24 protein-coding genes and 1 other RNA gene are annotated in these 22,674 nt (G+C 59.0%); 8 read left to right on the top strand and 17 right to left on the bottom strand.

The genetic code is table 11. The features are described from left to right. Positions 1 to 58: 58 nt before the first annotated feature. Positions 59 to 835: a flagellar biosynthetic protein FliR gene (gene fliR / locus AC1V0D_RS16085; RefSeq protein ID WP_140029555.1), complete on the bottom strand. Its 777-nt coding sequence runs from the start codon at positions 833 to 835 to the stop codon at positions 59 to 61. Positions 836 to 900: 65 nt separating this feature from the next. Between fliR and AC1V0D_RS16080 the strand changes: the two genes are divergently transcribed. Further along, the gene (locus AC1V0D_RS16080) at positions 901 to 1,065 is read left to right on the top strand and encodes a hypothetical protein (protein ID WP_181161957.1); all 165 of its coding nucleotides are present in this window, start codon (positions 901 to 903) and stop codon (positions 1,063 to 1,065) included. A gap of 237 nt (positions 1,066 to 1,302) precedes the next feature. Here the strand turns inward: AC1V0D_RS16080 and rnpB are convergent. Both rnpB and rsmI read right to left on the bottom strand, forming a co-directional pair. Next, positions 1,303 to 1,681: RNase P RNA component class A (rnpB, locus tag AC1V0D_RS16075), an RNA gene on the bottom strand. Positions 1,682 to 1,714: 33 nt separating this feature from the next. Next, entirely contained in the window at positions 1,715 to 2,581 is an 867-nt protein-coding gene (rsmI, locus tag AC1V0D_RS16070; protein WP_009087377.1) for a 16S rRNA (cytidine(1402)-2'-O)-methyltransferase, read from the bottom strand. A 62-nt stretch (positions 2,582 to 2,643) separates the two neighbouring features. On the opposite strand from rsmI, the gene AC1V0D_RS16065 reads away from it, so the two are divergent. From AC1V0D_RS16065 to dolP, 4 genes are read left to right on the top strand one after another with little or no spacing between them, the layout of a single operon-like run. Further along, a complete protein-coding gene (locus AC1V0D_RS16065) occupies positions 2,644 to 4,665 on the top strand; it encodes a penicillin-binding protein activator (protein ID WP_337025547.1) in 2,022 nt (673 codons plus the stop codon). Beyond that, entirely contained in the window at positions 4,623 to 5,018 is a 396-nt protein-coding gene (locus AC1V0D_RS16060; protein WP_009087381.1) for a YraN family protein, read from the top strand. The genes AC1V0D_RS16065 and AC1V0D_RS16060 overlap by 43 nt, the downstream gene beginning before the upstream one ends. A gap of 14 nt (positions 5,019 to 5,032) precedes the next feature. Further along, on the top strand, positions 5,033 to 5,620 hold the full coding sequence (gene diaA / locus AC1V0D_RS16055) for a DnaA initiator-associating protein DiaA (RefSeq protein WP_003855538.1): 588 nt from the start codon (positions 5,033 to 5,035) through the stop codon (positions 5,618 to 5,620). 14 nt (positions 5,621 to 5,634) lie between these two features. Continuing rightward, positions 5,635 to 6,207, top strand: coding sequence for a division/outer membrane stress-associated lipid-binding lipoprotein (dolP, locus tag AC1V0D_RS16050; protein ID WP_058956503.1), 573 nt, complete (start codon positions 5,635 to 5,637; stop codon positions 6,205 to 6,207). Positions 6,208 to 6,259: 52 nt separating this feature from the next. Here the strand turns inward: dolP and AC1V0D_RS16045 are convergent, their stop codons facing one another. Continuing rightward, complete coding sequence (locus AC1V0D_RS16045) at positions 6,260 to 6,964, bottom strand: pirin family protein (protein WP_058956504.1); 705 nt, start codon at positions 6,962 to 6,964, stop codon at positions 6,260 to 6,262. 129 nt (positions 6,965 to 7,093) lie between these two features. Between AC1V0D_RS16045 and AC1V0D_RS16040 the strand changes: the two genes are divergently transcribed. Then, a complete protein-coding gene (locus AC1V0D_RS16040) occupies positions 7,094 to 7,993 on the top strand; it encodes a LysR family transcriptional regulator (RefSeq protein WP_009087386.1) in 900 nt (299 codons plus the stop codon). An 18-nt stretch (positions 7,994 to 8,011) separates the two neighbouring features. On the opposite strand, the gene AC1V0D_RS16035 is transcribed toward AC1V0D_RS16040, so the two are convergent. The 11 genes from AC1V0D_RS16035 to pmbA all read right to left on the bottom strand — a co-directional run bounded on the left by AC1V0D_RS16035 (position 8,012) and on the right by pmbA (position 17,717). Next, a complete protein-coding gene (locus tag AC1V0D_RS16035; protein ID WP_009087389.1) occupies positions 8,012 to 9,922 on the bottom strand; it encodes a BglG family transcription antiterminator in 1,911 nt (636 codons plus the stop codon). Positions 9,923 to 10,044: 122 nt separating this feature from the next. Continuing rightward, positions 10,045 to 10,785 (bottom strand): 2-dehydro-3-deoxy-phosphogluconate aldolase, encoded by a 741-nt coding sequence (gene dagF / locus AC1V0D_RS16030; protein WP_009087391.1) that lies wholly within the window; start codon positions 10,783 to 10,785, stop codon positions 10,045 to 10,047. Further along, positions 10,782 to 11,903 carry a DgaE family pyridoxal phosphate-dependent ammonia lyase gene (locus AC1V0D_RS16025; protein ID WP_471803570.1) on the bottom strand — a complete coding sequence of 374 codons (1,122 nt, stop codon included), beginning with the start codon at positions 11,901 to 11,903 and terminating at the stop codon, positions 10,782 to 10,784. Before AC1V0D_RS16025 ends, dagF begins: the two co-directional genes overlap by 4 nt. Beyond that, positions 11,887 to 13,017, bottom strand: a complete 1,131-nt coding sequence (locus tag AC1V0D_RS16020; protein ID WP_482907751.1) for an amidohydrolase/deacetylase family metallohydrolase — start codon at positions 13,015 to 13,017, stop codon at positions 11,887 to 11,889. The genes AC1V0D_RS16025 and AC1V0D_RS16020 overlap by 17 nt, the downstream gene beginning before the upstream one ends. A gap of 43 nt (positions 13,018 to 13,060) precedes the next feature. Then, the gene (locus AC1V0D_RS16015) at positions 13,061 to 13,702 is read right to left on the bottom strand and encodes a DUF4310 family protein (protein WP_009087397.1); all 642 of its coding nucleotides are present in this window, start codon (positions 13,700 to 13,702) and stop codon (positions 13,061 to 13,063) included. An 11-nt stretch (positions 13,703 to 13,713) separates the two neighbouring features. Beyond that, on the bottom strand, positions 13,714 to 14,490 hold the full coding sequence (locus AC1V0D_RS16010; protein ID WP_009087399.1) for a DUF4311 domain-containing protein: 777 nt from the start codon (positions 14,488 to 14,490) through the stop codon (positions 13,714 to 13,716). Between the two features lie 134 nt (positions 14,491 to 14,624). After that, entirely contained in the window at positions 14,625 to 14,924 is a 300-nt protein-coding gene (locus AC1V0D_RS16005) for a DUF4312 family protein (RefSeq protein ID WP_009087401.1), read from the bottom strand. Positions 14,925 to 14,926: 2 nt separating this feature from the next. Then, positions 14,927 to 15,283, bottom strand: coding sequence for an SFCGS family glycine-rich protein (locus AC1V0D_RS16000; protein WP_009087404.1), 357 nt, complete (start codon positions 15,281 to 15,283; stop codon positions 14,927 to 14,929). Between the two features lie 13 nt (positions 15,284 to 15,296). Continuing rightward, positions 15,297 to 15,632, bottom strand: coding sequence for a glycine dehydrogenase (locus AC1V0D_RS15995; RefSeq protein ID WP_009087405.1), 336 nt, complete (start codon positions 15,630 to 15,632; stop codon positions 15,297 to 15,299). A 294-nt stretch (positions 15,633 to 15,926) separates the two neighbouring features. Continuing rightward, positions 15,927 to 16,313: a cytochrome b562 gene (gene cybC, locus AC1V0D_RS15990; protein WP_325954794.1), complete on the bottom strand. Its 387-nt coding sequence runs from the start codon at positions 16,311 to 16,313 to the stop codon at positions 15,927 to 15,929. A gap of 63 nt (positions 16,314 to 16,376) precedes the next feature. Next, positions 16,377 to 17,717: a metalloprotease PmbA gene (gene pmbA / locus AC1V0D_RS15985; RefSeq protein ID WP_009087411.1), complete on the bottom strand. Its 1,341-nt coding sequence runs from the start codon at positions 17,715 to 17,717 to the stop codon at positions 16,377 to 16,379. 115 nt (positions 17,718 to 17,832) lie between these two features. On the opposite strand from pmbA, the gene yjgA reads away from it, so the two are divergent. Next, positions 17,833 to 18,375 carry a ribosome biogenesis factor YjgA gene (gene yjgA, locus AC1V0D_RS15980; RefSeq protein ID WP_009087413.1) on the top strand — a complete coding sequence of 181 codons (543 nt, stop codon included), beginning with the start codon at positions 17,833 to 17,835 and terminating at the stop codon, positions 18,373 to 18,375. 91 nt (positions 18,376 to 18,466) lie between these two features. On the opposite strand, the gene mpl is transcribed toward yjgA, so the two are convergent. After that, entirely contained in the window at positions 18,467 to 19,819 is a 1,353-nt protein-coding gene (gene mpl, locus AC1V0D_RS15975) for a UDP-N-acetylmuramate:L-alanyl-gamma-D-glutamyl-meso-diaminopimelate ligase (RefSeq protein ID WP_009087414.1), read from the bottom strand. 168 nt (positions 19,820 to 19,987) lie between these two features. Between mpl and fbp the strand changes: the two genes are divergently transcribed. After that, the gene (gene fbp, locus AC1V0D_RS15970) at positions 19,988 to 20,995 is read left to right on the top strand and encodes a class 1 fructose-bisphosphatase (protein WP_009087416.1); all 1,008 of its coding nucleotides are present in this window, start codon (positions 19,988 to 19,990) and stop codon (positions 20,993 to 20,995) included. Positions 20,996 to 21,040: 45 nt separating this feature from the next. Here the strand turns inward: fbp and AC1V0D_RS15965 are convergent, their stop codons facing one another. Beyond that, positions 21,041 to 22,600 (bottom strand): methyl-accepting chemotaxis protein, encoded by a 1,560-nt coding sequence (locus AC1V0D_RS15965; RefSeq protein ID WP_140924876.1) that lies wholly within the window; start codon positions 22,598 to 22,600, stop codon positions 21,041 to 21,043. Positions 22,601 to 22,674 lie beyond the last annotated feature (74 nt).

The raw sequence follows: 22,674 nt of genomic DNA, 5'->3' as shown, positions 1-22,674 counted from the left end.
GCATCAGCCCCACGCCGCGGCGCGGGGCTGAGTCTCACCCCGGCGGCGTCCCGCGCCCTCAGCGAAACCCCACCAGAATGTTGTTCACCGCGCTGAAGATCTCATTCATCTGCTCCTGAAACAGGGTCGGAAGGTTATACATCATCAGCAGCAGCGCCCCCAATCCCAGGGTGATGGAGATGGGGAAGCCAATAACAAAGATCGAGAGTTGCGGTGTCAGGCGGTTAAGTAAGCCCAGCGTCAGGTTCAGCGCCAGCAGCAACGTCACCACCGGCATCCCAATCTGCAATCCACTGCTGAAGATCAGGCCCGCAGCCTCGGGTAACCGATAAAAACTGCTGCGGGTCAGCGTCGCCCCGCTGATCGGCAGCAGCGTATAGCTGTCGGCCAGCATCTTAATCAGATAGAGGTGACCGTTGCCGGCGAGGAACAGCAGCACCGCCAGAACGTTCAGAATGCGTGCCAGCACCGGCATACTCTGATTGCCGGAGGGATCAAAAAAGGCCGCAAACGACAGCCCCATCTGCATACCCACCACCTCACCGGCAAACCGCAGCGCAGCAAAAATAAACTGTACCGTCAGGCCGATTGCCGAACCAATCAGCAGCTCTCTGATCGTTACCCACAATCCGGTCACGGACATCAGCACCACGCGGTTTTCGGGCAGAGTCGGTGCCAGCAGAAAGGCGATCAGCACCGCCAGCCCCACCCTGACTTTTTTCGGCGCCGCTTTTTCGCTGAAAACCGGTGCCGTGCTGAACAGGGCCAGGGTACGGATCAGCGGCCAGAAGGCATGGCTGATCAGCACGTTCAGGTCTGGCAGCAGATTCTGCATCGTCTAGCGGATGACGAAAGCGACATGGGTGAAGACCGACTGCATATAATTCAATCGACGGCGGCGTGCAGCTGAACAACCTTGTCGTGAATATGCCGGAGGAGGGCTTTATCTATTTCAGGCTGCCCGAGCCGAAGCGCAGGATGATGATCGCGCTGGTCTATCGCCCGCTGACTGAACAGGCCCCGCTCAGTCAGTCCGGTGAAGCGGGTACGGAGGGCGAGCGCTAGCTGCGCTGGCCGTTAAGCCGCGTTCCTTTCATGAAAAGCGTCGTGGACAGTCATTCATCACCGGGCGCACGTCGCCAGAAAGCAAAAACCCCGCCGGAGCGGGGTTTTTTAGTAAGAAGTCGACGCTGACCGTTAAGCCGCGTCCCTTTCATGAAAAGCGTCGTGGACAGTCATTCATTACCGAACGCACGTCGCCAGAAAGCAAAAACCCCGCCGGAGCGGGGTTTTTTAGTAAGAAGTCGAAGCTGACCGTTAAGCCGGGTTCTGTCGTGGACAGTCATTCATCTAGGCCAGCAATCGCTCACTGGCTCAAGCAGCCTACCCGGGTTCAGTACGGGCCGTACCTTGTGAACCCCTATTTAGCCTTGCTCCGGGTGGAGTTTACCGTGCCACGAACTGTTGCCAGTCGCGCGGTGCGCTCTTACCGCACCCTTTCACCCTTACCTGATCCCATTTCTGGGCCATCGGCGGTTTGCTCTCTGTTGCACTGGTCGTAGGCTTGCGCCTCCCAGGCGTTACCTGGCACCCTGCCCTATGGAGCCCGGACTTTCCTCCCCTCTGCCCGTCTCCCCACAAGTGAGGACGACGACAAAGCGGCGACTGTCTGGTCAGCTTCGGCGCGGGATAATAGGGCATTCGCCCGCATTTGTCACGCCTCTTGCTGCTCCAGCGCATACTTATAAAGCGCATTTTTCTTTACGCCGTGGATCTCAGCCGCCAGCGCAGCCGCCCGCTTTAACGGCAGCTCTTTCTGCAGCAGCGCCAGCGTTCGCAGCGCATCCGCCGGAAGCGCGTCTTCGTCATCGGCCTTATGGCCTTCAACGATCAGCACCATCTCGCCTTTGCGGCGATTCTCATCTTCTTTTACCCACGCCAGCAGGTCGGCCACCGGCGCGCCGTGGATCGACTCCCAGGTTTTGGTCAGCTCACGCGCCAGCACCACATAGCGATCCCCGCCCAGCTCACTCACCATATCCTGCAGGCTGTCGATCAGGCGGTGGGTGGACTCATAGAAAATCAGCGTGCGCGGCTCCTGCACCAGCGCGCGCAGAGCGTCACAACGCCCCTTGGTTTTGGCCGGCAGAAACCCTTCGTAACAGAAACGATCGGACGGCAGCCCGGCGGCACTCAACGCCGCAATGGCGGCACAGGCGCCTGGCAGCGGCACCACCCGGATGCCCGCTTCGCGGCAGCGGCGCACCAGATGGTAGCCCGGATCGTTGATCAGCGGCGTGCCAGCATCCGAAACTAAGGCTATGCTTTGACCCTCCTCCAGCTTCGCAATCAGCAGTTCAGCCTTATGCTGTTCGTTGTGATCGTGAAGTGCGAAGAGTCGCGCATTGATGGCGAAATGTTGTAGCAACAGCCCGGTATGACGTGTATCTTCCGCAGCGACCAGATCGACGCTCGAAAGCACCGTCAGCGCCCGCTGGGTGATATCACCCAAATTACCAATCGGGGTTGGAACGATGTAGAGCGTGCTGGCAGAAATCTCTGCCCGATCGAGTTGTTTCATTGTTTCATCCGAATTGCCGATTTAATATTGAGCATCTTGAAAAAAACATCACTGGATACAGTATGCTTCCTTCAAAAGTCGTTCGTCATAAAGCAGGACGCTTTCTGCCTGTCATTCTTGCTGGGCTGATTTTAGCCGCGTGTAGCGGTCAGGGGCCGCAAACCTCAACCGTCAATATTCAGGGGCCTGCCACAGCCAGCTCCGCTTACTATCTGCAGCAGGCGCAGCAAAGCAGCGATGATAGCAAGACCGACTGGCAATTACTTGCAATCCGCGCCCTGTTGAAGGAAGGAAAGTATCCTGAAGCGACCCAGCAACTGAGTCAGCTGCCGCAGCAGCTCTCTGAGACGCAGCAGCAGGAATCGCTGCTGCTGAAAGCGCAGCTGCTGATTGCCCAGCAGAAGATCAAAGAGGCTGAGCCACTGCTGGCTGACGTGAAAACCGGTGCATTATCGAAGGATCAGCTGGCGCGTTTTTACAGCCTGCAGATCGCCAGTGCACAGGGGCGTCCTTCTCTCTCCCTGTTGCGCACCTACATTGCGCAGGAGCCGCTGCTGACCGGCAGCGACCATCAGGCCAACATCGATGCTACCTGGCAGGCGCTGACGCAGATGTCGCCGCAGGAGGCCAGCAACCTGGTCATTAACGCCGATGAAAACGTGCTGCAGGGCTGGCTCGACCTGCTTGCCGTCTGGCGGGCTAACACCCAGGATGCCGGGATGCTTAAGTCGGGCATCAAAGACTGGCAGACCCGCTATCCGCAGAATCCGGCGGCCAAAACGCTGCCGACGCAGCTGAGCCAGATGCAGAACTACACCAAAGCCTCAACCAGCATTATCGCGCTGCTGCTGCCCATGAATGGTCAGGCGCAGGTCTTCGCGAATGCGATTCAGAAAGGCTTTACTGACGCGAAGAATGGCGTCTCCGCCCCGGCGGCCGCACAGCCCGCCGCGACGGATGGCACGGCCAGCACGCAACCGGCAGCTGTCGCCGGCTCGGCTTCCGACCCGATCAGCGCGCCGCAACAGCAGGCGGCAGAGGCTACCCCGCAGGCGCAGCCTCAGTCTCAGCCTGCCGCCACCGCCGAACCGGCCAGCAACGCTCAGATTAAGGTCTATGACACCAGCAGCCAGCCGATTGAGCAGGTGATGCAGCAGGCCCAGCAGGATGGTGCCACCCTCGTGGTGGGGCCACTGCTGAAGAGCAACGTGGAGAAAGTGGCTAACAGTCAGACGCCACTCAATGTTCTGGCGCTTAACGAGCCGGAAACGATCCAGAACCATCCGAATATTTGCTACTTTGCGCTTTCTCCTGAAGACGAAGCGCGCGATGCCGCGCACCATATCTGGGATCAGGGCAAACGCGAGCCGCTGTTGCTGGTTCCGCGCAGCGGTCTGGGCGATCGCGTCACCAATGCTTTCGCGCAGGAGTGGCAGACGCTGGGTGGCGGTACCGTGATGCAGCAGCGCTTTGGCTCGACCGCTGAGCTGAAGCAGGGCATCAACAGTGGCGCGGGCATCAGCCTGTCAGGCACGCCGGTGAATGCGGCCCCTGCCCAGCAGCAGCAGGGTGTGTCCATTGCCGGTCTGACCATTCCGGCGCCGCAGCAGAGCACCCCAGAGGCCGTCAGCACCAGCAGCGGCGGAGGCGTCGATGCGGTCTATATCGTTTCCACCCAGGATGAGCTGCAGCTGATTAAGCCGATGATCGCCATGCGCACCGGCAGCCGCAGCAACATTTCGCTCTATGCCAGCTCGCGCAGCGCGCAGGCGGGTGCCGGTCCCGATTTCCGTCTGGAGATGGATGGCCTGCAGTTCAGCGATATCCCTCTGCTCTCCGGCAGCAACCCGGGCCTGATGCAGCAGACCTCGAAGTCATTCAACAATGACTACTCGCTGGTGCGCCTCTATGCCATGGGGATGGATGCCTGGACGCTGGCCAATCACTTTAACCAGATGCGTCAGTCACCGGGTTATACGCTGGATGGCAACACCGGTAAGCTCAGCGCCAACACGGATTGTGTGATCAACAGGAAGTTGACATGGAACCAGTATCGTCGGGGCGAAATCGCACCGGCCAACTGACCCGCCGTCAGACTGGCGCCCGGTATGAAGAAGATGCCCGGCGCTATCTGGAGCAGGCGGGCCTGAAATGGGTCGCCAGCAATGTTCACTTTCGCGGGGGTGAACTTGACCTGATAATGCGTGACGGGCACTGTTGGGTGTTTGTCGAAGTTCGCTACCGCCGCGATGCGCGCTACGGTGGCGCACTCGCCAGCATCACCCGTAGCAAACAGCAGAAGCTGCTGCGCGCTGCCGCTCTCTGGCTGGCGCAACGCGGCGGCAGTTTTGCAACGGTGAATTGCCGTTTCGACATCATCGCCATTACCGGCACGGCGCTCGAGTGGCTGCCGGATGCCTTTAATGCAGACGTTTAGAACCAGGTGGTTGTGTGCAGGAAAGAATTAAAGCGTGTTTTACTGAAAGTATTCAGACCCAGATTGCTGCCGCTGAGGCGCTGCCCGATGCCATCTCCCGTGCGGCCATGACGCTGGTACAATCTCTGCTGAACGGCAATAAGATCCTGAGCTGCGGCAACGGCGCCTCATCCGCCAATGCCCAGCACTTCGCCGCCAGCATGATCAACCGTTTCGAAACCGAGCGCCCCAGCCTGCCGGCGCTGGCGTTAAGTGCAGACAACGTGATGCTGACCGCGATTGGTAACGATCGCCTGCACGATGAAATTTATGCCAAGCAGGTGCGCGCGCTGGGCCACGCAGGTGATGTGCTGCTGGCCATCTCAACCCGTGGCAACACCCGCGACATTGTGAAGGCCGTTGAAGCCGCGGTAACACGCGATATGACGATCGTTGCGCTTACCGGGTATGATGGCGGTGAGCTTGCCGGACTGCTGGGCCCGCAGGATGTGGAAATCCGTATTCCCTCACACCGCAGTGCCCGGATTCAGGAGATGCATATGCTCACCGTTAACTGCTTATGCGATCTGATCGATAACACCCTCTTTCCCCATCAGGAATGACCGAAGGAGCACGAATGAAAGCATTGAACGCTATCGCTATTCTGTTAACCGCCCTGCTGCTGCAGGGCTGTGTCGCCGTGGTTGCCGGTGGCGCAGCGGTTGCCACCAAAACCGCCACCGACCCGCGTACGGTCGGCACGCAGGTGGATGACGGCACGCTGGAGCTGCGCGTCACCAATGCGCTGGCGAAAGATCAGCAGATCAAAACCGATGCCCGCGTCATCGCCACCGCCTATCAGGGCAAAGTCCTGCTGACCGGTCAGGCACCGTCGCAGGAGATCGCTAATCGTGCGAAACAGATCACCATGGGCGTGGATGGCGCAACCGAGGTCTATAACGAGATCCGCATTGGTCAGAAAGTGACGCTCGGCACCACCTCGTCAGACACCTGGATCACCACCAAGATCCGCTCGCAGCTGCTGGGCAGCGATCAGGTAAAATCCTCCAACGTGAAGGTGACCACCGAGAATGGCGAAGTGTTTCTGCTGGGTCTGGTGACGCAACAGGAAGGGCAGGCGGCGGCCGATATCGCCAGCCGCGTCAGTGGCGTGAAGCACGTCACCACCGCCTTTACCCTGCTGAAGTAATGCGTAAGACGCAAAAAAGGCGGCCATGGCCGCCTTTTTTATTGCCTGAGGATCAGACCGGGATGTCGATAACCAGTGCCCGGGTCGCCGTTTTCGCCGTCAGCGTCAGCAGCGACTCTTCCTGCAGAAAGGCACCGTCGCCGCACCCGAGCGCTTCCCGATGCGCCGCACCCGATCGGGCTTCCAGCGAACCGTGAATTGACTGCAGATAGGCGCGCGGCCCCTGCAGATGCAGCGCATGCTGCTCGCCCGGCGCCAGTTCGACCTGATGGATCCACACCTGCTGACGCAGTTGCAGGCTCTCATCCACGCCATCCGGCGAGGCGATCAGCTGAGAGGTGCGGCCCGCCATCAGGGCCAGTTTCTGCATCCGCGGATTCTCACGCTCCGGGCAGGCGGCCAGCCACAGCTGCATACGGGTCAGCGGGCGCTCTTTGCTCAGGTTGATTTCGGTGTAACTGACCCCCGGCTGGGCTGAGAGCAGCAGCGCCTCCCCTTCCTGCAAGCTGATCGTGTTGCCTTCGCTGTCGCGATACTCCGCTTCGCCCTGCAGCACGATGTTAAGCACATCGACCTGCGGATAGGTGCGCGGCTGAAAGGCGGCCCCTGGTGCCAGCACTTCCTGATTCAGTACGCGCAGTGACGCGTAGCCCATCAGTTTTGGATCAAAATAGTGGCCAAAAGAGAAACTGTAGCGGGCCTGCAACCAGCCAAAGTCGGCCTGGCCACATGCGGACGCACTGCGTGTCGTTATCATTATTTACCTCCGGCATCCGGTGACGAGGATCGGTCACGGACTCTATGCACACATGGTAAAAGTCTGGACGCCGGATTGTTAGCCAGTTAATCTGCCGGGCATGTTCAAATTTCCTGACAGAGAAACGGGATGGCTAAAGAGCGTGCGTTAACCCTTGAATCGTTACGCGTAATGGATGCGATTGATCGACGTGGTAGTTTTGCGGCGGCGGCCGATGAGCTGGGCCGCGTGCCCTCTGCACTCAGCTATACCATGCAGAAGCTGGAAGAGGAGCTGGATGTGGTGCTGTTTGACCGCTCCGGCCACCGCACCAAATTTACCAACGTGGGACGCATGCTGCTGGAGCGTGGCCGGGTGCTGCTGGAAGCAGCCGACAAACTCACCACCGATGCCGAAGCGCTGGCGCGTGGCTGGGAAACCCATCTGACCATCGTGACCGAAGCGCTGGTGCCCATCGACGCCCTCTTTCCGCTGGTGACGCGCCTGGCCGACAAAGCCAATACCCAGTTTTCGCTGGTCACCGAAGTGCTGGCGGGGGCATGGGAGCGGCTGGAACAGGGACGGGCCGATATTGTCATCGCCCCCGATATGCACTTCCGCGCCTCAACCGAGATCAACACCCGCAAGCTCTACACCATGATGAGCGTCTATGTCGCCAGTGCCGACCATCCGATCCATAACGAGCCGGAACCGCAGTCTGAAGTGACGCGGGTGAAATACCGCGGCATTGCGGTGGCGGATACCGCGCGTGAGCGCCCGGTGCTGACCGTGCAGCTGCTGGATAAGCAGCAGCGCCTGACCGTCAGCAGCATGGACGACAAGCGCCGTGCGCTGCTGGCGGGTCTGGGCGTGGGAACCATGCCCTATCCGCTGGTGGAGCAGGATATTGCGGAAGGCCGCCTGCGGGTCGTGAGTCCGGAATATACCCGCGAGGTCGACATTATTATGGCGTGGCGGCGGGACAGCATGGGCGAGGCCAAAGCCTGGTGCCTGCGAGAGATCCCGCGCCTGCTGGCGAAGAAAAACTGACGGCGGCAGAGCCTCGCGTTAAGAGCGGCTCAGGCAATCCATCGCCACCGCTCTGAAACTGCTGAAGTCAGTGCTCTCCCGCAGGCGGATCATCGCCCTTTCCCGCAGAAACGTGACAAACAGATCGTAGATCGCCATCGCCTCTTCATATTCGCTTTTGCTGATCGCCAGCAGGAAAATCACATAGGCGGTGTCGTCGCCCCAGGCGATGCCCTGCGGGGCCAGCACGGTATAGACCACGGTTTTCTTCGCCAGCAGCCCCAGCGAGTGCGGCAGCGCAATGCCTTCGCCGAGCATGGTGCTGACAATCGCTTCGCGCTCCTCCACCGACGGATAGAAAGCAGCATCCACGAACCCCTCCGCCTCCAGCTGATCGCACAACTGCCGGAACAGTTCAGACTGGGTCATTGGCCTGTCGACGATATGAAAGTGCTGAGCATCAAAATATTTCGTCAGCATATAGGGACGGGTACGATCCACCAGCACCAGCTTGCCGATCTGCTCCAGCTGAAACCCGGTGGGAAACGGTGACATCACCACCACCGGTTTCTCTTTTTCGCTGAGCCGGATGGTCGAGATCACAAAGTCCTCATCGATGCGGCTGCGCGCCTCATATTCACGCTGAGAGAGGCGTGCCGTCACCTTCAGCTGCGGGTATTTGCGCAGCAGCATCGCCTCAATCATCCGCAGCGTCGAGTTACCGCTGTCGCAGACCAGCAGCACCTGGGGATGACGCTGATAGCCCACGTCATAGTGGCGCTCCAGCCCGACACCGATGTGCAGCACCAGAAAGCCAATCTCATTCTCGCTGATGACGTAAGGGGTATATTTCCCCCAACTGGTCACCGCCGCTAAGGTGACATCATAGGCCATGGGGTAGTGCTGCTTGATATTGCTGAGCAGCGGGTTAGGAATATGGATCTGGTAGCGCACCCGGGTGATCATGGTCTTGATATGGGTAAGCAGATCGGCACGCAGTTGCTGATCGTTCTGCAGATTAAAGTTGTAGTAGGTGTTGATGAAGCTGAGCAGGTAATCCACCAGCGCATCGGCGTCATCCGCATTGATGGCGCTGGGGGCGATAGCCTGAATACGCCGTGCCGCAATGTTGACCCGCAGCCAGTTCTCTTCAGCCGGTGAGATCGGTTTACTGACCAGCGGGCGCATCAGCGTAATCAGCTGGTGCGCCGCTTCGCGCACGTCATCCCCAATCTCCTCAGCGCCCGGATCGTTAAGCGGATAGCCTTCGCTGATACGGCGCACCGCCACCGCACAGTAGATCCGCAGATAACGTTCTCCCTCATCGCTGAGGCGGATATTGTGTTCAGCAAAGCAGCGTTGCAGCAGCGGCTGGAGGGTTTCCAGCATACCGCTGTTGAGCGCTTCAATGGTCAGCAGCGGACTCTCCGGCTGTGACTGATCGATTTGCCACAGCAGATCGGTCAGGCAGGTTCGGATCGCCACTTCGCTGCCGAACAGCTTCATGCCGTAGTGAGGCTTGCTTTCAATCGTCAGGTGATAGCGTCCCAGCCACTCGCGCACTTCCGCCATATCGTTCTGCAGGGTGGCGCGGCTGACAAACCACTCCTCGGCCAGCTCTTCAAGTTTGAGCGAATAGGCCGCAGTGAGAAACCGGGTCAGCAGATAACGGATGCGGTCGGGCGACGTGCGCGGGATGCGCAGCGGTGAGGCGCTGTGTTGCTGCAGATGCTGAAAGCGCTGAGCATCCTCAATCTTCAGCTGATAGCCCGCGCCGCGGCTCAGGACGAACTGCGCACCATGTTCAGCCAGCAGCGCATTCAGCGCCGTGATGTCGGTGCGTACGGTGCGGGTCGAGACGGCAAAACGCCGCGCCAGTTCATCCTGAGGCAGCGTTTCGTTTTGCAGGGCATCAAACAGTTGCGCAAGGCGCTGATTGGGAAATCTCACGACAGTTACCTGTTTACAGAGAAAATCAGGGAAACGGAAACTCAGCCTACGGGGATCGTGACGCAACGTCCATGTTGCGTGCGCGGCCTGCCACCCGACCGGCCTGCCGCGCGGCGCGATCCTCAGGGCAGCAGCGTTTTACAGATCGCCAGCAACCGCTGCACATCCTCGATCCGGGTTTCACCACTCGCTTTGTCGATGATCGAACTGTAGACGTGAGGGATCACTTTGCTAACGCCCGCTTCCAGCGCAATGCGCACGATCTCGCCGACGTTCTCCAGATCGATGCCGCCGGTGGGCTCCAGCCAGAAATCCATTTTTGCGCAGGCGTCTGCCACGGCGCGATATTCATCCACCGCCTGTAAACCGCCCATCGGAAAATATTTCACCGAGCTGCCGCCCATATCCTGCAGCATGGCAATCGCGGTTTCGATCGGAACGATCCCGTCAGGCTGTGTTGCGCTGCGCGGGCCGGTCGAGATTTTTACCTTACCCGGCGTGCCGGTGGGTGAGATCAGACCGTTAACGACGGTCTGCGACTGGCCCAGCAGCGCCCGGCTGGTGGCCACGCCGGTGAAGACCTGATTGACATGCTGGGGTTGCAGCACCTCCGCCAGCTCACTCACCATCTGTGACTGCCGGGGATCGCCCGCGCCCAGACCAATTGAGAGTGCGTTGTCGATCAGCGCAGCGTACTCGCTCATGTCGGCGATAGCAGCGTCATTGCTGGCATAGTTTTTTGACAGCACGCCGACCAGCACATGCCCTTCGGCCGCCTGCCAGATGGCGCGTGCATTCTCTTTTGATCCCGCCAGTACGTTAAGGCAGAGACGATCCTGATAGAAGTTGGGGGTCAGCGTCATGCGTTTTTCTCTCCGGTTAACAGCGTCTGAATACGGGTGAAAATGGTGTGCAGTTGATCGGCGCTGACGCTGCGTACGTCCGCCTCAATGATCCCTTCATTGGCTTTGTAGCCACGGAAATAGATCGCGACGTCGCCCTTTTTCAGCGCCTGCACCAGATCGCCGGTGCGCTGCCCGATCGCCGCTTCGTCAAATTTGATCTCTGCACGGGCGATGTCACGTCCGGCGGCATCCCACACCACGCGGGCCGTGACGCCATTCAGATGGTTCAGCTGTTCGATGAACGGTGTCATTTTTTCCACCATCTGCGCGCCGCTGATTTTTGGCTGAGTCAGATAGTTTTCAATCGCGTGGGTCAGGCCGAGAATGCCCTCTTTGCCGACTTTCATCGCACGGCCAATGCCGTTGGTCTGGCGTTTGACCCACTCAACGTAGTGGTGGCGGCCAATCACCAGGCCGCTGGTCGGGCCTTCCAGCGCTTTTGCACCGCTGTAGATCACCAGGTCAGCGCCCGCCTCGTAGTAGCACTGCAGATCCTCTTCCGCGGCCGCATCGACAATCAGCGGGACGCCGTGCTGGCGCGCAACGGCGGCAGCCTGCGCCACATCAAGGTGACTCTTCTGCACGCAGTGATGCGATTTCACATAGAGGATCGCCGCGGTCTGTGGGGTGATCGCCGCCGCCAGCTGCGCGGGCGAGCACTCATTGCTGTAACCCGCCTCCACCAGCTGGCCGCCTCCCAGCGCCACCATGCTGCCGACCGGTGCGCCGTAGTTCACGTTATGCCCTTTCGGCACCACAATCTGATGCGGAACGCTGAGCGGCGCGGCATGCAGGTTATCCAGCAGCCAGTCGTCATCTTTTACGATGACCGCCGCCACGCTCTGGGCGATGCCTGCCGAGGCACAGGAGACCACCACCGCGTTCTCCACCTTCAGCAGACCGGCGATGTAAGCCCCGGTTTTATCGACCAGGTCTTTCATTTCGAAGTAGTGGTCGAGGCCATATTTCACCGTGTCGATCACGTCGCTCGACGGCGTGGAGACGCCGAGAATCGTCATACGGCCAGAGGCGTTAATCACCGGCTTCAGGCCATACTTTTCATAAACCGAGGTCATGTGCTGCTCCTTCTTCTGTCGCGATCCACTGACCCGCGACGACTGCCGCCAGCGGGACCAGATGCTTCTCACCGGTCACCGTTTCACCTTCTGAATCGATGAAGGGCCGGTTTTCCTCTTTGACGCTAAAAATGGTCAGGTCGGCGTCATAGCCGACTTTCAGCTGCCCCTTGCGCGGCAGCCGCAGCCCTGCCGCCGCGTTGACCGTCACGCAGTCAATCACCTGCGGCAGCGTCATGCCGACGCTGAAGAATTTCGACATGACATGGGCCAGGCTGTGAACCGGGCCAGCCAGACGGTTGCGGCAGTAAATGTCAGAGCTGATGGTATCGGGCAGAATGCCCTGCGCTATCGCCACCCGGGCGACCTCAAAACTGAAACTGGCACCGCCGTGGCCGACATCGAGCTTCACGCCGCGCGCGATAGCCTGTTTAACAGCGGCCTTGAGTTCGCCCTGCGGCGTCAGAATGCGGTTGGGTTTGCCGTTAAAGCAGTGGGTGATGATGTCGCCCGTGGTGAGCAGATCCGCAATCTGGTCAAGATTGGGCGGATTGTTGCCAATGTGGACCATCAGCGGCAGCCCGCCGCTCTGCTGCTGAATCGCCTTCGCGCGGATCAGCGGCTGGATACCGTTTTCACCCACCACGCTGCTGCTGATGCGCGCCTTCAGCCCCACGATAAAATCGGGCAGCCGGGCCACCGCCTGCTGCACCGCCTCGCCATCGATCTGCCTCATGTCGGCCAGTTCATTCTGAGTGACGATACCGGTGCGGGCGATGTTGATCAGGGCATACACCTGGGTCTGCGCCGCGCGGGTCAGCTGGTAAAAGTCATCAATATGATCGGCACCGGTGCTGCCCGCATCGGCCACCGTCGTCACGCCGTGGGCCACGCCTATCGCATCGGCTTCATCATGGTAGATGGGGGATTTGGGATAGCAGTGAACGTGGGAGTCGATCCAGCCTGCGCTGAGGTAGTAGCGACCCGCCAGATCGCGTTCCTGGTGTGCGCTGCCCTGCACCCGGCCAACGGCGGCGATGCGGCCATCCTGCACCGCGATGTCGACCACCTGCTCATCGCTGAGTCGTGCAGCGCGGATAATCAAGTCGTACATGGTTTCTCCTTAACGGCAGCCCGCTACCGGGCTGCCGGTGAGATCAGAGCGCGATCGGGAAAATCGCACCGAGGATCATGGCGCCGAGGATGGCGCCACCGGTGATCGGCTTGTTCCAGAGATAGAACAGCAGCGCCCCCAGCAGTGAACCCAGACCAATCGGAATCGACGCCGTCATAGCTGACAGGATAATCAGCGGGCCGAGGAAGCGTCCGGAGGCATTACCCGCGCCCATCATGACGTCTGCGCCGTAGGTGGAGTCGCTCTGATTGATGGTGAATTTACGCGCCAGGATAATGACGTAGCCAATCGCCACCCCAATCACCAGACCCGTCGCCAGCGAGGCGGCAAAGTTCGCCACCGGGAAGACGATACCCGCGCCCAGCAGCAGGGCCGGAACGCCCAGGCCGACACCGGTCTGAATCGCGCCGCCGATATCCAGAATCCCCACCAGCGACCCTTCGATAATGCGGGCGAACAGGAAGCTGGCGCCAAAGGCGGCGACCGCGCCGTAGACGCCGGTCTCCATGCCAGAGCGCAGCATCGACACAAACGCCACTTCGTTGAACGCGCCGATGCCATAGAGGTAGTACATGTGGGTTCCGGCAAACACGCCGGCGGAGAGCAGGCCAACAAAGATCGGGAAAGACCAGTCGGCGTACCAGAAGCCTTTATTTTCGTTCATTGCATCGCCTCCTATTTGCCGCTGACGGAGTTATGGATCATGTCGAGCCAGCCGGGAATGCCGAGCTGGAAGGACTGCAGCAGTTTCATATCGAAACCGCGGAAGAAGCCGCTCAGCACAAACAGCAGGACGATGGCGGTCATCATCACTTTGGTGACCCGGTTCCAGCCGCTCTCTTCGACCCCTTTGCCGATCAGAATACCCAGCACCAGGCCCGGCACGGCGTTGCCCATGATCAGCTGTGCCAGACCGCCAAAAATGGTGGCCCAGAAGCCTGACTTTTTGCCCGCGTCGATGGCCGCCAGCCAGAAGATGACCGGCATGACGGTGTTAACCAGCAGGTTAGCCGCCGGTACCAGCACTTTAACGGCCGTGACCTGAAGCGCCGCCGGAACGGCCGAGGCGGTGGAGTTGAGGAAGGCGACCACGACCATGCCGATAATGCCGCAGGCGATGGCCATTTTTTTCGGATTGTGCAGCGTTTCCGCCACGTTGCGGTTTTTGACCATCAGTGCCGCCGCACCCCAGTTTGGAATGATGCGGTGATCCACATCCTGGGTGAATGAACCGGCTGCAACAGAGGATGCCCAGGCGTTGAAAAAGAAGCCGAGACCAAAGGAGAAGTGGGAAGCGGGATCGCCTTCGCATGAGTTCAGCTCGCCCAGCGTACGAAAGGCGCCCATCCCCTGGGTGGTTGGCGCATGAAACATGCGTGCGGCACCCGCGCCGACGCCGACGCCCACCAGCCCGCCAATGATCAACGACTTAAACAAAATGATTAAAAACATGTTGTTGTACCTTGTTGTCGTTTTTTTAATCCCGTCAGACTTCAGCCGCCGCCGCCTCACTCCGGCCTGCCCGCCGCGCGTGCGCGACAGCAGAGGAGCGGGCTACAGACAGGCTGACGTTAACAGGCGCTGTTTTATGATGCCGCCGTAAACGTCACCTGTTCGGTGTCGAAAACGGTGACGCTGACGGTGATCTCCAGCGTGACGCTGTAGTTCCGCCGCTGGCGCGCCAGAAAGAAGAAGAGAAACTTCTCGGTTCTGACGCTCTCCTGCGCGCGCAGCACCCGGACATCCTGAGGTTCAATGCGCAGCAGAATTTTTTGTGTCGCGCGCAGAACCTGGTTCTGCACACGACTCAGGGCATCGGCGAAGGCTTTCGCTTTGGTGTCGCCTTTGCCCTCGACCGTCACCTGGGTAACGTAGTGTTCTTTCATAATCAGCTGCCGTGCTTCTTGTTCCAGGCCTGCACCAGCCGCTCACCCAGCTCTTCTTTGTCCATAAAGCCGAAGCCCAGTACGGTGGCCCCTTCGTTGATGGCGGTCACCCCTTCATCGATAGAGCGCATGCCATGCTTCGCTTTGTAGCCATATTTGTTTTGCGCGGTGATGGCACCTGCGCCGCCGCTGCCGCAGAACGAGATGCCGAAGTCGGCGTTTTCTGCCTTCATGACGTCACCCAGTTTCATGTCCGCCGCCACACCCGGCACCACCACCGCACGGCCACCCGCTTTTTCGATTCCTGCGGCCACTTTCTGCCCTTTCCCTAAACGATCGCCAATCACGACTGTCACCATGTTCTTTTCCTCTTCAGTTGTTGGATCGTGCGACTTCAATGTGAACCGACAGCAGCCAGGCCTCTTCACGCGGCAGATTGCCAAACAGATCCACCACCTGCTGCGCCAGCGCGACGGTTTCCGGCGGAATATCCTCAAACAGCTCCGCTTCCACTTCCGGCAGCGGCTCGCCACTCAGAGAGCGTGATGCCATGGCCCGGACGTGGGATTCCAGCATCTGCTGCTGAACCGCGTTGGGCTGGATACCATGCTGCTGATAGATCGCCGCAATTTGCGTCATGACACGTTCTGCCAGTTGCTGCACTTTCTCCGGTGGCGCTTCATACACCGGGATGCCGTTATTGCTCACCTTGTTACTCCTGTTGAACCGGATAATTCGCGTTGAAAATAAATTAACCGTCCTGGCTCCCGCTGTGGAGAGGCAACATTTCCAGCAGCAAGCGGAAATTGAGGTGAAGGCTGTGCGTCAGATCGCAGAGTGCACACTTCGTGCGAAAAATGACTCTTTGTGCGCAAAATAATGAATTTAACCGTGCCGGATCTTGATGTTGTGCAACATCACGGCAGGTCCGATACGTTTTAAGGCGCGGTGATAAGCAGAAGTGATGGAAAAAACCGCCGGTCGGGCTGACCGGCGGTCTGATTAGCGGAATTTCTTATGGTTGGTATTGCGGATTTCATCAAACTTCGCGGCTTCGCGCTTTGCGCCCTCCACGTTGTTCGCTTTCGCCAGCGTGCTGACCACGTCGATCTGCGCAATCAGCGAGTCGAGACCGGCGTGATAATCTTTGATCTGCGTGCTGTCAGCAGGCTGACCTTCCAGCTTGTCGGGCGTGGACTGCTTCGCATCCTGCGCTGCCGCACGCATCCGGGTTAATGCCTGCTGCATCTCCCGGGCATCGTCCGTTTTTTTGACGATTTTCAGGTTCGCATTCAGCGTGTCCATATCCTGCTCCAGATCCGCCGCACAGAGGCTGACGCTGGAGAACATCAGAGAAGCCGACAACATTGCAATTAGCTGCTTACGCATCATTACTTCCTTTTTATTGTGACGAAAAAAAAGCAGCCAACAGGCTGCTTCAGGAATGCGTCGTTATTGTCCCGCTATCTTCATTTCAGGCAGTAAGACTGAACCGCACTGAATATTGCTGCGGGTTTCGATATCGTCGCCGATGGTCACCATATTGCGCCACATCTCTTTGAGATTTCCGGCGATGGTGATTTCACTGACCGGATACTGAATCACACCATTTTCGACCCAGAAACCGGCCGCACCGCGCGAGTAGTCACCGGTGATGGCGCTGACACCCTGTCCCATCAGTTCGGTGACCACCAGACCGGTGCCCATCTGCTTCAGCAGATCGTCAAAGCTGTGGCCCTGACCGGCAATGCGCCAGTTGTGAATGCCACCCGCGTGACCGGTGCTGGTCAGGCCCAGTTTACGGGCGGAGTAGCTGGTTAACAGCCAGGTCTGCAGGACGCCCGCCTGGATAATGTCGCGCGCCTGGGTGCGCACCCCTTCGCTGTCGAATGGCGTCGAGGCGAGCCCTTTCAGCAGGTGCGGCTGCTCACTGATGGTGAGCCACTCCGGCAGGATCTGCTGACCCATCGCGTCCAGCAGGAAGGTTGATTTCCGGTAAACGCTGCTGCCGCTGATCGCCCCGACCAGATGACCAAACAGGCCGGTCGCCACTTCAGAGGCGAAAATCACCGGCGCTTTCATGGTCGGAAGTTTACGCGGGGCAAGACGGGAGAGCGTGCGACGCGCGCACTCTGCGCCGACCCACTCCGGGCTTTTCAGATCCTCAAACGCGCGGCCGATGGTGTAGGCGTAGTCGCGCTCCATGTTGCCATCCTGCTCGGCGATCACGCAGCTGGAGAGCGAGTGACGGCTTGAGCAGTAGCTCTGCAGCATGCCGTGGCTGTTACCAAACACCTTAATGCCGACATGACTGTTAAAGCTGCCGCCTTCAGTGTTGGTGATACGCTTGTCTGCGCGCAGTGAAGCCTCTTCAGCCTGCGCGGCCAGTTCAATAGCGCGGTCGGCATCGATCTCCCACGGGTGGTAGAGATCCAGGTCTGGCGCATCATAGGCCAGCAGCGCCGCATCCGCCGGGCCGGCAAAGGGATCGGGCGAGGTGTAGCGCGCGATATCGATCGCCGCCTGCACGGTACGTTTGATCGCGTCCGGGCTGAGGTCGGTCGATGAGGCGCTGCCTTTACGGTTCTGATGATAGACGGTGATGCCCAGCGCACCGTCGCTGTTGAATTCGACGTTTTCCACTTCGCCATAGCGGGTGCTGACCCCGATGCCGGTGGTTTTACTGACCGCTACTTCCGCGCTGTCAGTGCTTGCTTTAGCCAGTTCAAGTGCCTGCGCAATCGCCTGCTCCAGTACTTTTCGCTGTTCTGCAACCTGAGTAGATACGTTCATCGACCTGCCGTCTAATCTTATGTGTGAATGATTTGAGTCTATCAGAGTCAGAGAACAATTTCGCAGTCACCCGATAAACTGGTAGGATTAGCCTCTTTTTTTTGGGAGCCCGGAAATGACCAGACAGCCCGATGAGTGGCTCGACGATGTGCCAGATAATGACGAACAGGAAGATGAAGAGATTATCTGGGTCAGTAAGAGTGAAATTAAACGTGATGCCGAAGAGTTAAAACGCCTGGGCGCCGAACTGGTAGAACTGGGTAAAAACTCGCTGGATAAGATCCCGCTGGATGAGCGCCTGCGCACCGAGATCGAACTGGCGCAGCGTATTAAGAAAGAGGGCCGTCGCCGTCAGCTGCAGCTGATCGGTAAACTGCTGCGCAGTATTGATGTCGAGCCGATCCGCGTTGCGCTGGACAAGCTCAAGAACCGCCACAACCAGCAGGTTGCGCTGTTCCATAAACTGGAAATGCTGCGCGATCGTCTGATTGAACAGGGCGATGAGGCGATCAGCGACGTGATTGCACTCTATCCTGACGCCGACCGTCAGCAGCTGCGCAGTATGATCCGCAACGCGCAGAAAGAGAAAGCGGGCAACAAGCCGCCGAAGTCAGCCCGTCAGATTTTCCAGTACCTGCGCGAACTGGCCGAAGCCTGATAGCCCGGATAGCCGGTCTGTCGTGACCGGTAGCAGGAAGCACGTCAGAACGTCACCGGAAAATGAGCGCCCGTTACGGGCGCCCGTCATCTCAGGCCAGTCTGTCCAGCAGCTTCTGGTGAATGCCGCCAAACCCGCCGTTGCTCATCACCAGAATCGAGTCGCCTGGCTGTGCGGCTTTCGCCACCATCTCGACCAGCGTATCGATATCTGCGCTCCAGTGCGCAGGCGGAATGCACGCTTCGGCGACGTCAGAAACCTGCCACGGAATGTGGTGCGGCTGGAACAGAAAGACCTCATCCGCCCGCGCCAGTGACGGCGCCAGATCGTTTTTGCTGACGCCCATCTTCATGGTATTCGAGCGCGGCTCCAGAACGGCCAGAATGCGCGCTCTGCCGCCAACCTTGCTGCGCAGGGCCGCCAGCGTTGCCAGAATCGCGGTCGGATGGTGCGCAAAGTCATCATACACTTTGATGCTGTTCACTTCGCCACGCAGCTCCAGCCGGCGACGCGCATTGATAAAGCTGTTCAGCGCCTGGCCTGCATCTTCCGGTTTCACACCCACATGACGCGCGGCGGCAATTGCCATCAACCCGTTATGCATATTGTGTTCGCCGACCAGCGCCCAGTTCACCTCGCCGACCTTCTCGCCGTCGAGCCAGATTTCCCAGTGCGAGGCATCGGGCGTCAGCTTCTTCGCCTGCCAGCGCCCGTGGTCGCCCACGCTCTCCTGCTCGCTCCAGCAGCCCATCGCCATCACCTGCCTGATGTTGGCGTCATGCTCCGGCAGCAGGATCTTGCCCTGGCCCGGCACGATCCGGACCAGATGGTGGAACTGCTTCTGGATCGCCCTCAGGTCGTCAAAGATATCGGCGTGATCGAACTCAAGGTTGTTGAGGATCAGGGTACGCGGGCAGTAATGGACAAACTTGGAACGCTTGTCGAAAAAGGCGCAGTCATACTCATCCGCCTCAATGACGAAGAATGGACTTTTTCCTAATTTTGCCGAGACATCGAAGTTTCCTGGCACCCCACCAATAATGAAGCCGGGTTCCAGGCCGCAGGCCTCGAGAATCCACGCTGCCATGCCGGCTGTGGTGGTTTTCCCGTGTGTTCCCGCCACCGCCAGCACCCAGCGGTCGCGTAACACGAAATCGTGCAGCCACTGTGGGCCGGAGAGGTAAGGAATGTTGCGTTCCAGCACCGCTTCCACACAGGGATTACCGCGCGTCATCGCATTACCGATAATCACCAGGTCAGGGGCCGGGTCGAGCTGGCTCGCATCGTAACCTTCTGTTAATTCAATGCCTTGCTGTTCGAGCAACGTGCTCATTGGCGGGTAAACGTTGGCGTCTGAACCGGTCACCTGATGACCAAGTGAACGGGCCAGCACGGCCAGACCGCCCATAAAAGTGCCACAAATCCCGAGGATGTGAATGCGCATAACGTGATCCATTACTCTAAAGTTCGGCGCACAGTGTAACCCTGCTCGCAGACGGAAGAAACGGATTAGGACTATGGTTTTTGAAGTTCAATCGGCTAAACTGCGTACGCATCCGTTGGCAGACTGTTACGCGTGCTGCCACTCCATCGCAGATTCAGGGAATGTGTTATGAAAACGTTGGGCGAATTTATCGTCGAGAAGCAGCACGACTTTCCGCACGCCACAGGGGAACTGACGGCGCTGATCTCAGCTATCAAGCTGGGTGCCAAAATTATCCACCGCGACATCAATAAAGCCGGTCTGGTGGATATCCTCGGTGCCAGTGGTGTGGAAAATGTTCAGGGTGAACAGCAGATGAAGCTCGATCTGTTTGCCAACGAAAAACTGAAGGCCGCACTGAAAGCGCGTGGCATTGTCGCCGGTATCGCGTCTGAGGAAGAAGACGAGTTCGTCATCTTCGAAGGTGAGGAGAACGGCAAGTATGTGGTGTTAATGGACCCGCTGGATGGGTCGTCTAACATCGACGTTAACGTCTCTGTCGGCACCATTTTCTCTATCTATCATCGCGTCAGCGAACCGGGCACCCCGGTGGTTGAAGCGGATTTCATGCAGCCCGGCAACAAACAGGTCGCGGCCGGTTACGTGGTTTACGGCTCCTCCACCATGATGGTTTACACCACCGGTGCAGGCGTGCATGCCTTTACCTACGATCCGTCGCTGGGTGTCTTCTGCCTCAGCCATGAACGTATGACTTACCCGGAGACTGGTTACACCTACTCCATCAACGAAGGTAACTACATTCGTTTCCCGCAGGGCGTGAAGAAATATCTGAAGTTCTGTCAGGAAGAGGATCTGCCAACGCACCGTCCTTACACCTCACGTTACATCGGATCGCTGGTCGCGGATTTCCATCGCAACCTGCTGAAAGGCGGCATCTACCTCTATCCCAGCACCGCCAGCCATCCGCAGGGCAAGCTGCGTCTGCTCTATGAGTGCAACCCGATGGCATTCCTGGCGGAGCAGGCAGGCGGTAAAGCCAGCGACGGTCAGAGACGTATTCTGGACATTCCACCGGTCACGCTGCATCAGCGCTGCCCGTTCTACTGCGGCAATGAGGCGATGGTCAACGACGTTGAGCGTTTCCTGGCTGAGTTCCCGGATTGCCGTCAGGGCTAATGCGGCAGAGATAAAAAAGGGCGCGATCATCGCGCCCTTTTTTTATCACGCTGGCTGCAGTCTGAACTGCGCCATGGTTGCCTGAAGCTGATCGGACTGCGCTTCCAGCGACTCGGTCGCGGCCTTCGCCTGCTCCACCAGCGCCGCATTCTGCTGCGCCGCCACATCCATCTGCGTGACCGCCAGATTCACCTGCTCGATGCCACGACTCTGCTCGTCAGACGCCATGGAGATCTCCTTCATCAGCGAGGTCACGCGCATCACCTCACCGGAAATCTCATCCATGGTTTCCCCGGCACGCGTCGCCATCTCACTGCCCTCTTTGACCCGCGATTGTGAATCGCTGATCAGCGTGCGGATCTCTTTAGCTGCATTAGCACTGCGCTGCGCCAGCGTACGCACTTCATTCGCCACCACCGCAAAGCCACGGCCCTGCTCGCCCGCACGTGCCGCTTCAACGGCAGCGTTGAGTGCCAGGATGTTGGTCTGGAACGCGATGCCGTCGATCACGCTGAGAATATCGCCGATGCGATTGGCGCTGTCGGTAATCTCATGCATTTTTTCCATCACATAGCAGACCACCTCCGCGCCGCGGTCGGCGGTATCGGAGACCGCATTTGCCAGCTGATGGGCCTGCTGAGCGTTGCTGGCGTTAAGCCGCACCGTTGCCGTCAGCTGCTCCATGCTGGCCGCCGTCTGCTCAAGCGAAGCGGCAGACTCTTCCGTACGCTGTGACAGGTTGACGTTGCCGGCGGCCAGTTCACGGCTGCCGAGGTCGATCTGCATACTCGCCTCACGCACCTGACTGACGGAGTGACGCAGCGACTGCTGCATCCCGGTCAGTGCATGGTTAAGGCGTCCCAGCTCGTTGTTGCTGGACGGCGGCAGCACCTGAGAGAGATCGCCCGATGCGATCTGCTCAAGATGCACAATCGCGCTATCCAGCGGCTGCAGCAGCATCCGGCGCAGCAGTTGCCAGGCGAGCACCAGCAGCAGCAGGGTTAAGGCCACCGCCACGGCGATCAGGATTTTCATTTTGGTTTCGTTATGGGCCGCCTGCACCAGCTGCGCCGCCGTGACCTGATCGGCGAACTGGCTGAAGTCCGTGACCGCCTTGTTGTAGCTGGCCGCCAGCGTCGCCAGGTTGCCTTCCAGCAGCTGGTAATACTCGTCGGTGTATTGCTTGTCCAGGGCGCTCATCATCGGCTTGATGCCCTGGTCGAGATAGGCCTTGTAGCTGGCTGAAATCGCATCCGCCAGCATTTTACCGTGTGCCGTTACCGTTCCGGCATCGATAAAGCGCTTGAGCTGTTGCTGGGAGGAGTCGACATCCGCCTGCGACAGTCGGGTGACGGCGGCGCCCTCTTCCAGCATGCCGATTTCAATTTTTCGTACCGCCAGCGCCGCGTTCGCGCGGGCCCGCATTAAATCTGCATTGCTCTGATAAAGACTGTTCAGCTCGATCCCCTGAATGCGGTTGATCACATCCAGCGAGCGGTTCCCTTTGTTAATTGCCACAATACCCATAAAACTCACCGCCAACAGCAGCAGTGTCATAAATGCCAGCAGTGCCAGCAACCCCGTGCGAAGTGATAACTGTTTCATCTTGATCGTTTCCGTTTATGAGAATAGGCGAAATGTCCAGCGGCCCTAAAACGGAACAGATATCGGCAGTAACG

It is taken from the genome of Pantoea sp. PA1 (assembly GCF_056856975.1).
Note: the sequence above shows the minus strand (reverse complement) of the source record. Positions and strands in the feature narration are given on the sequence as shown.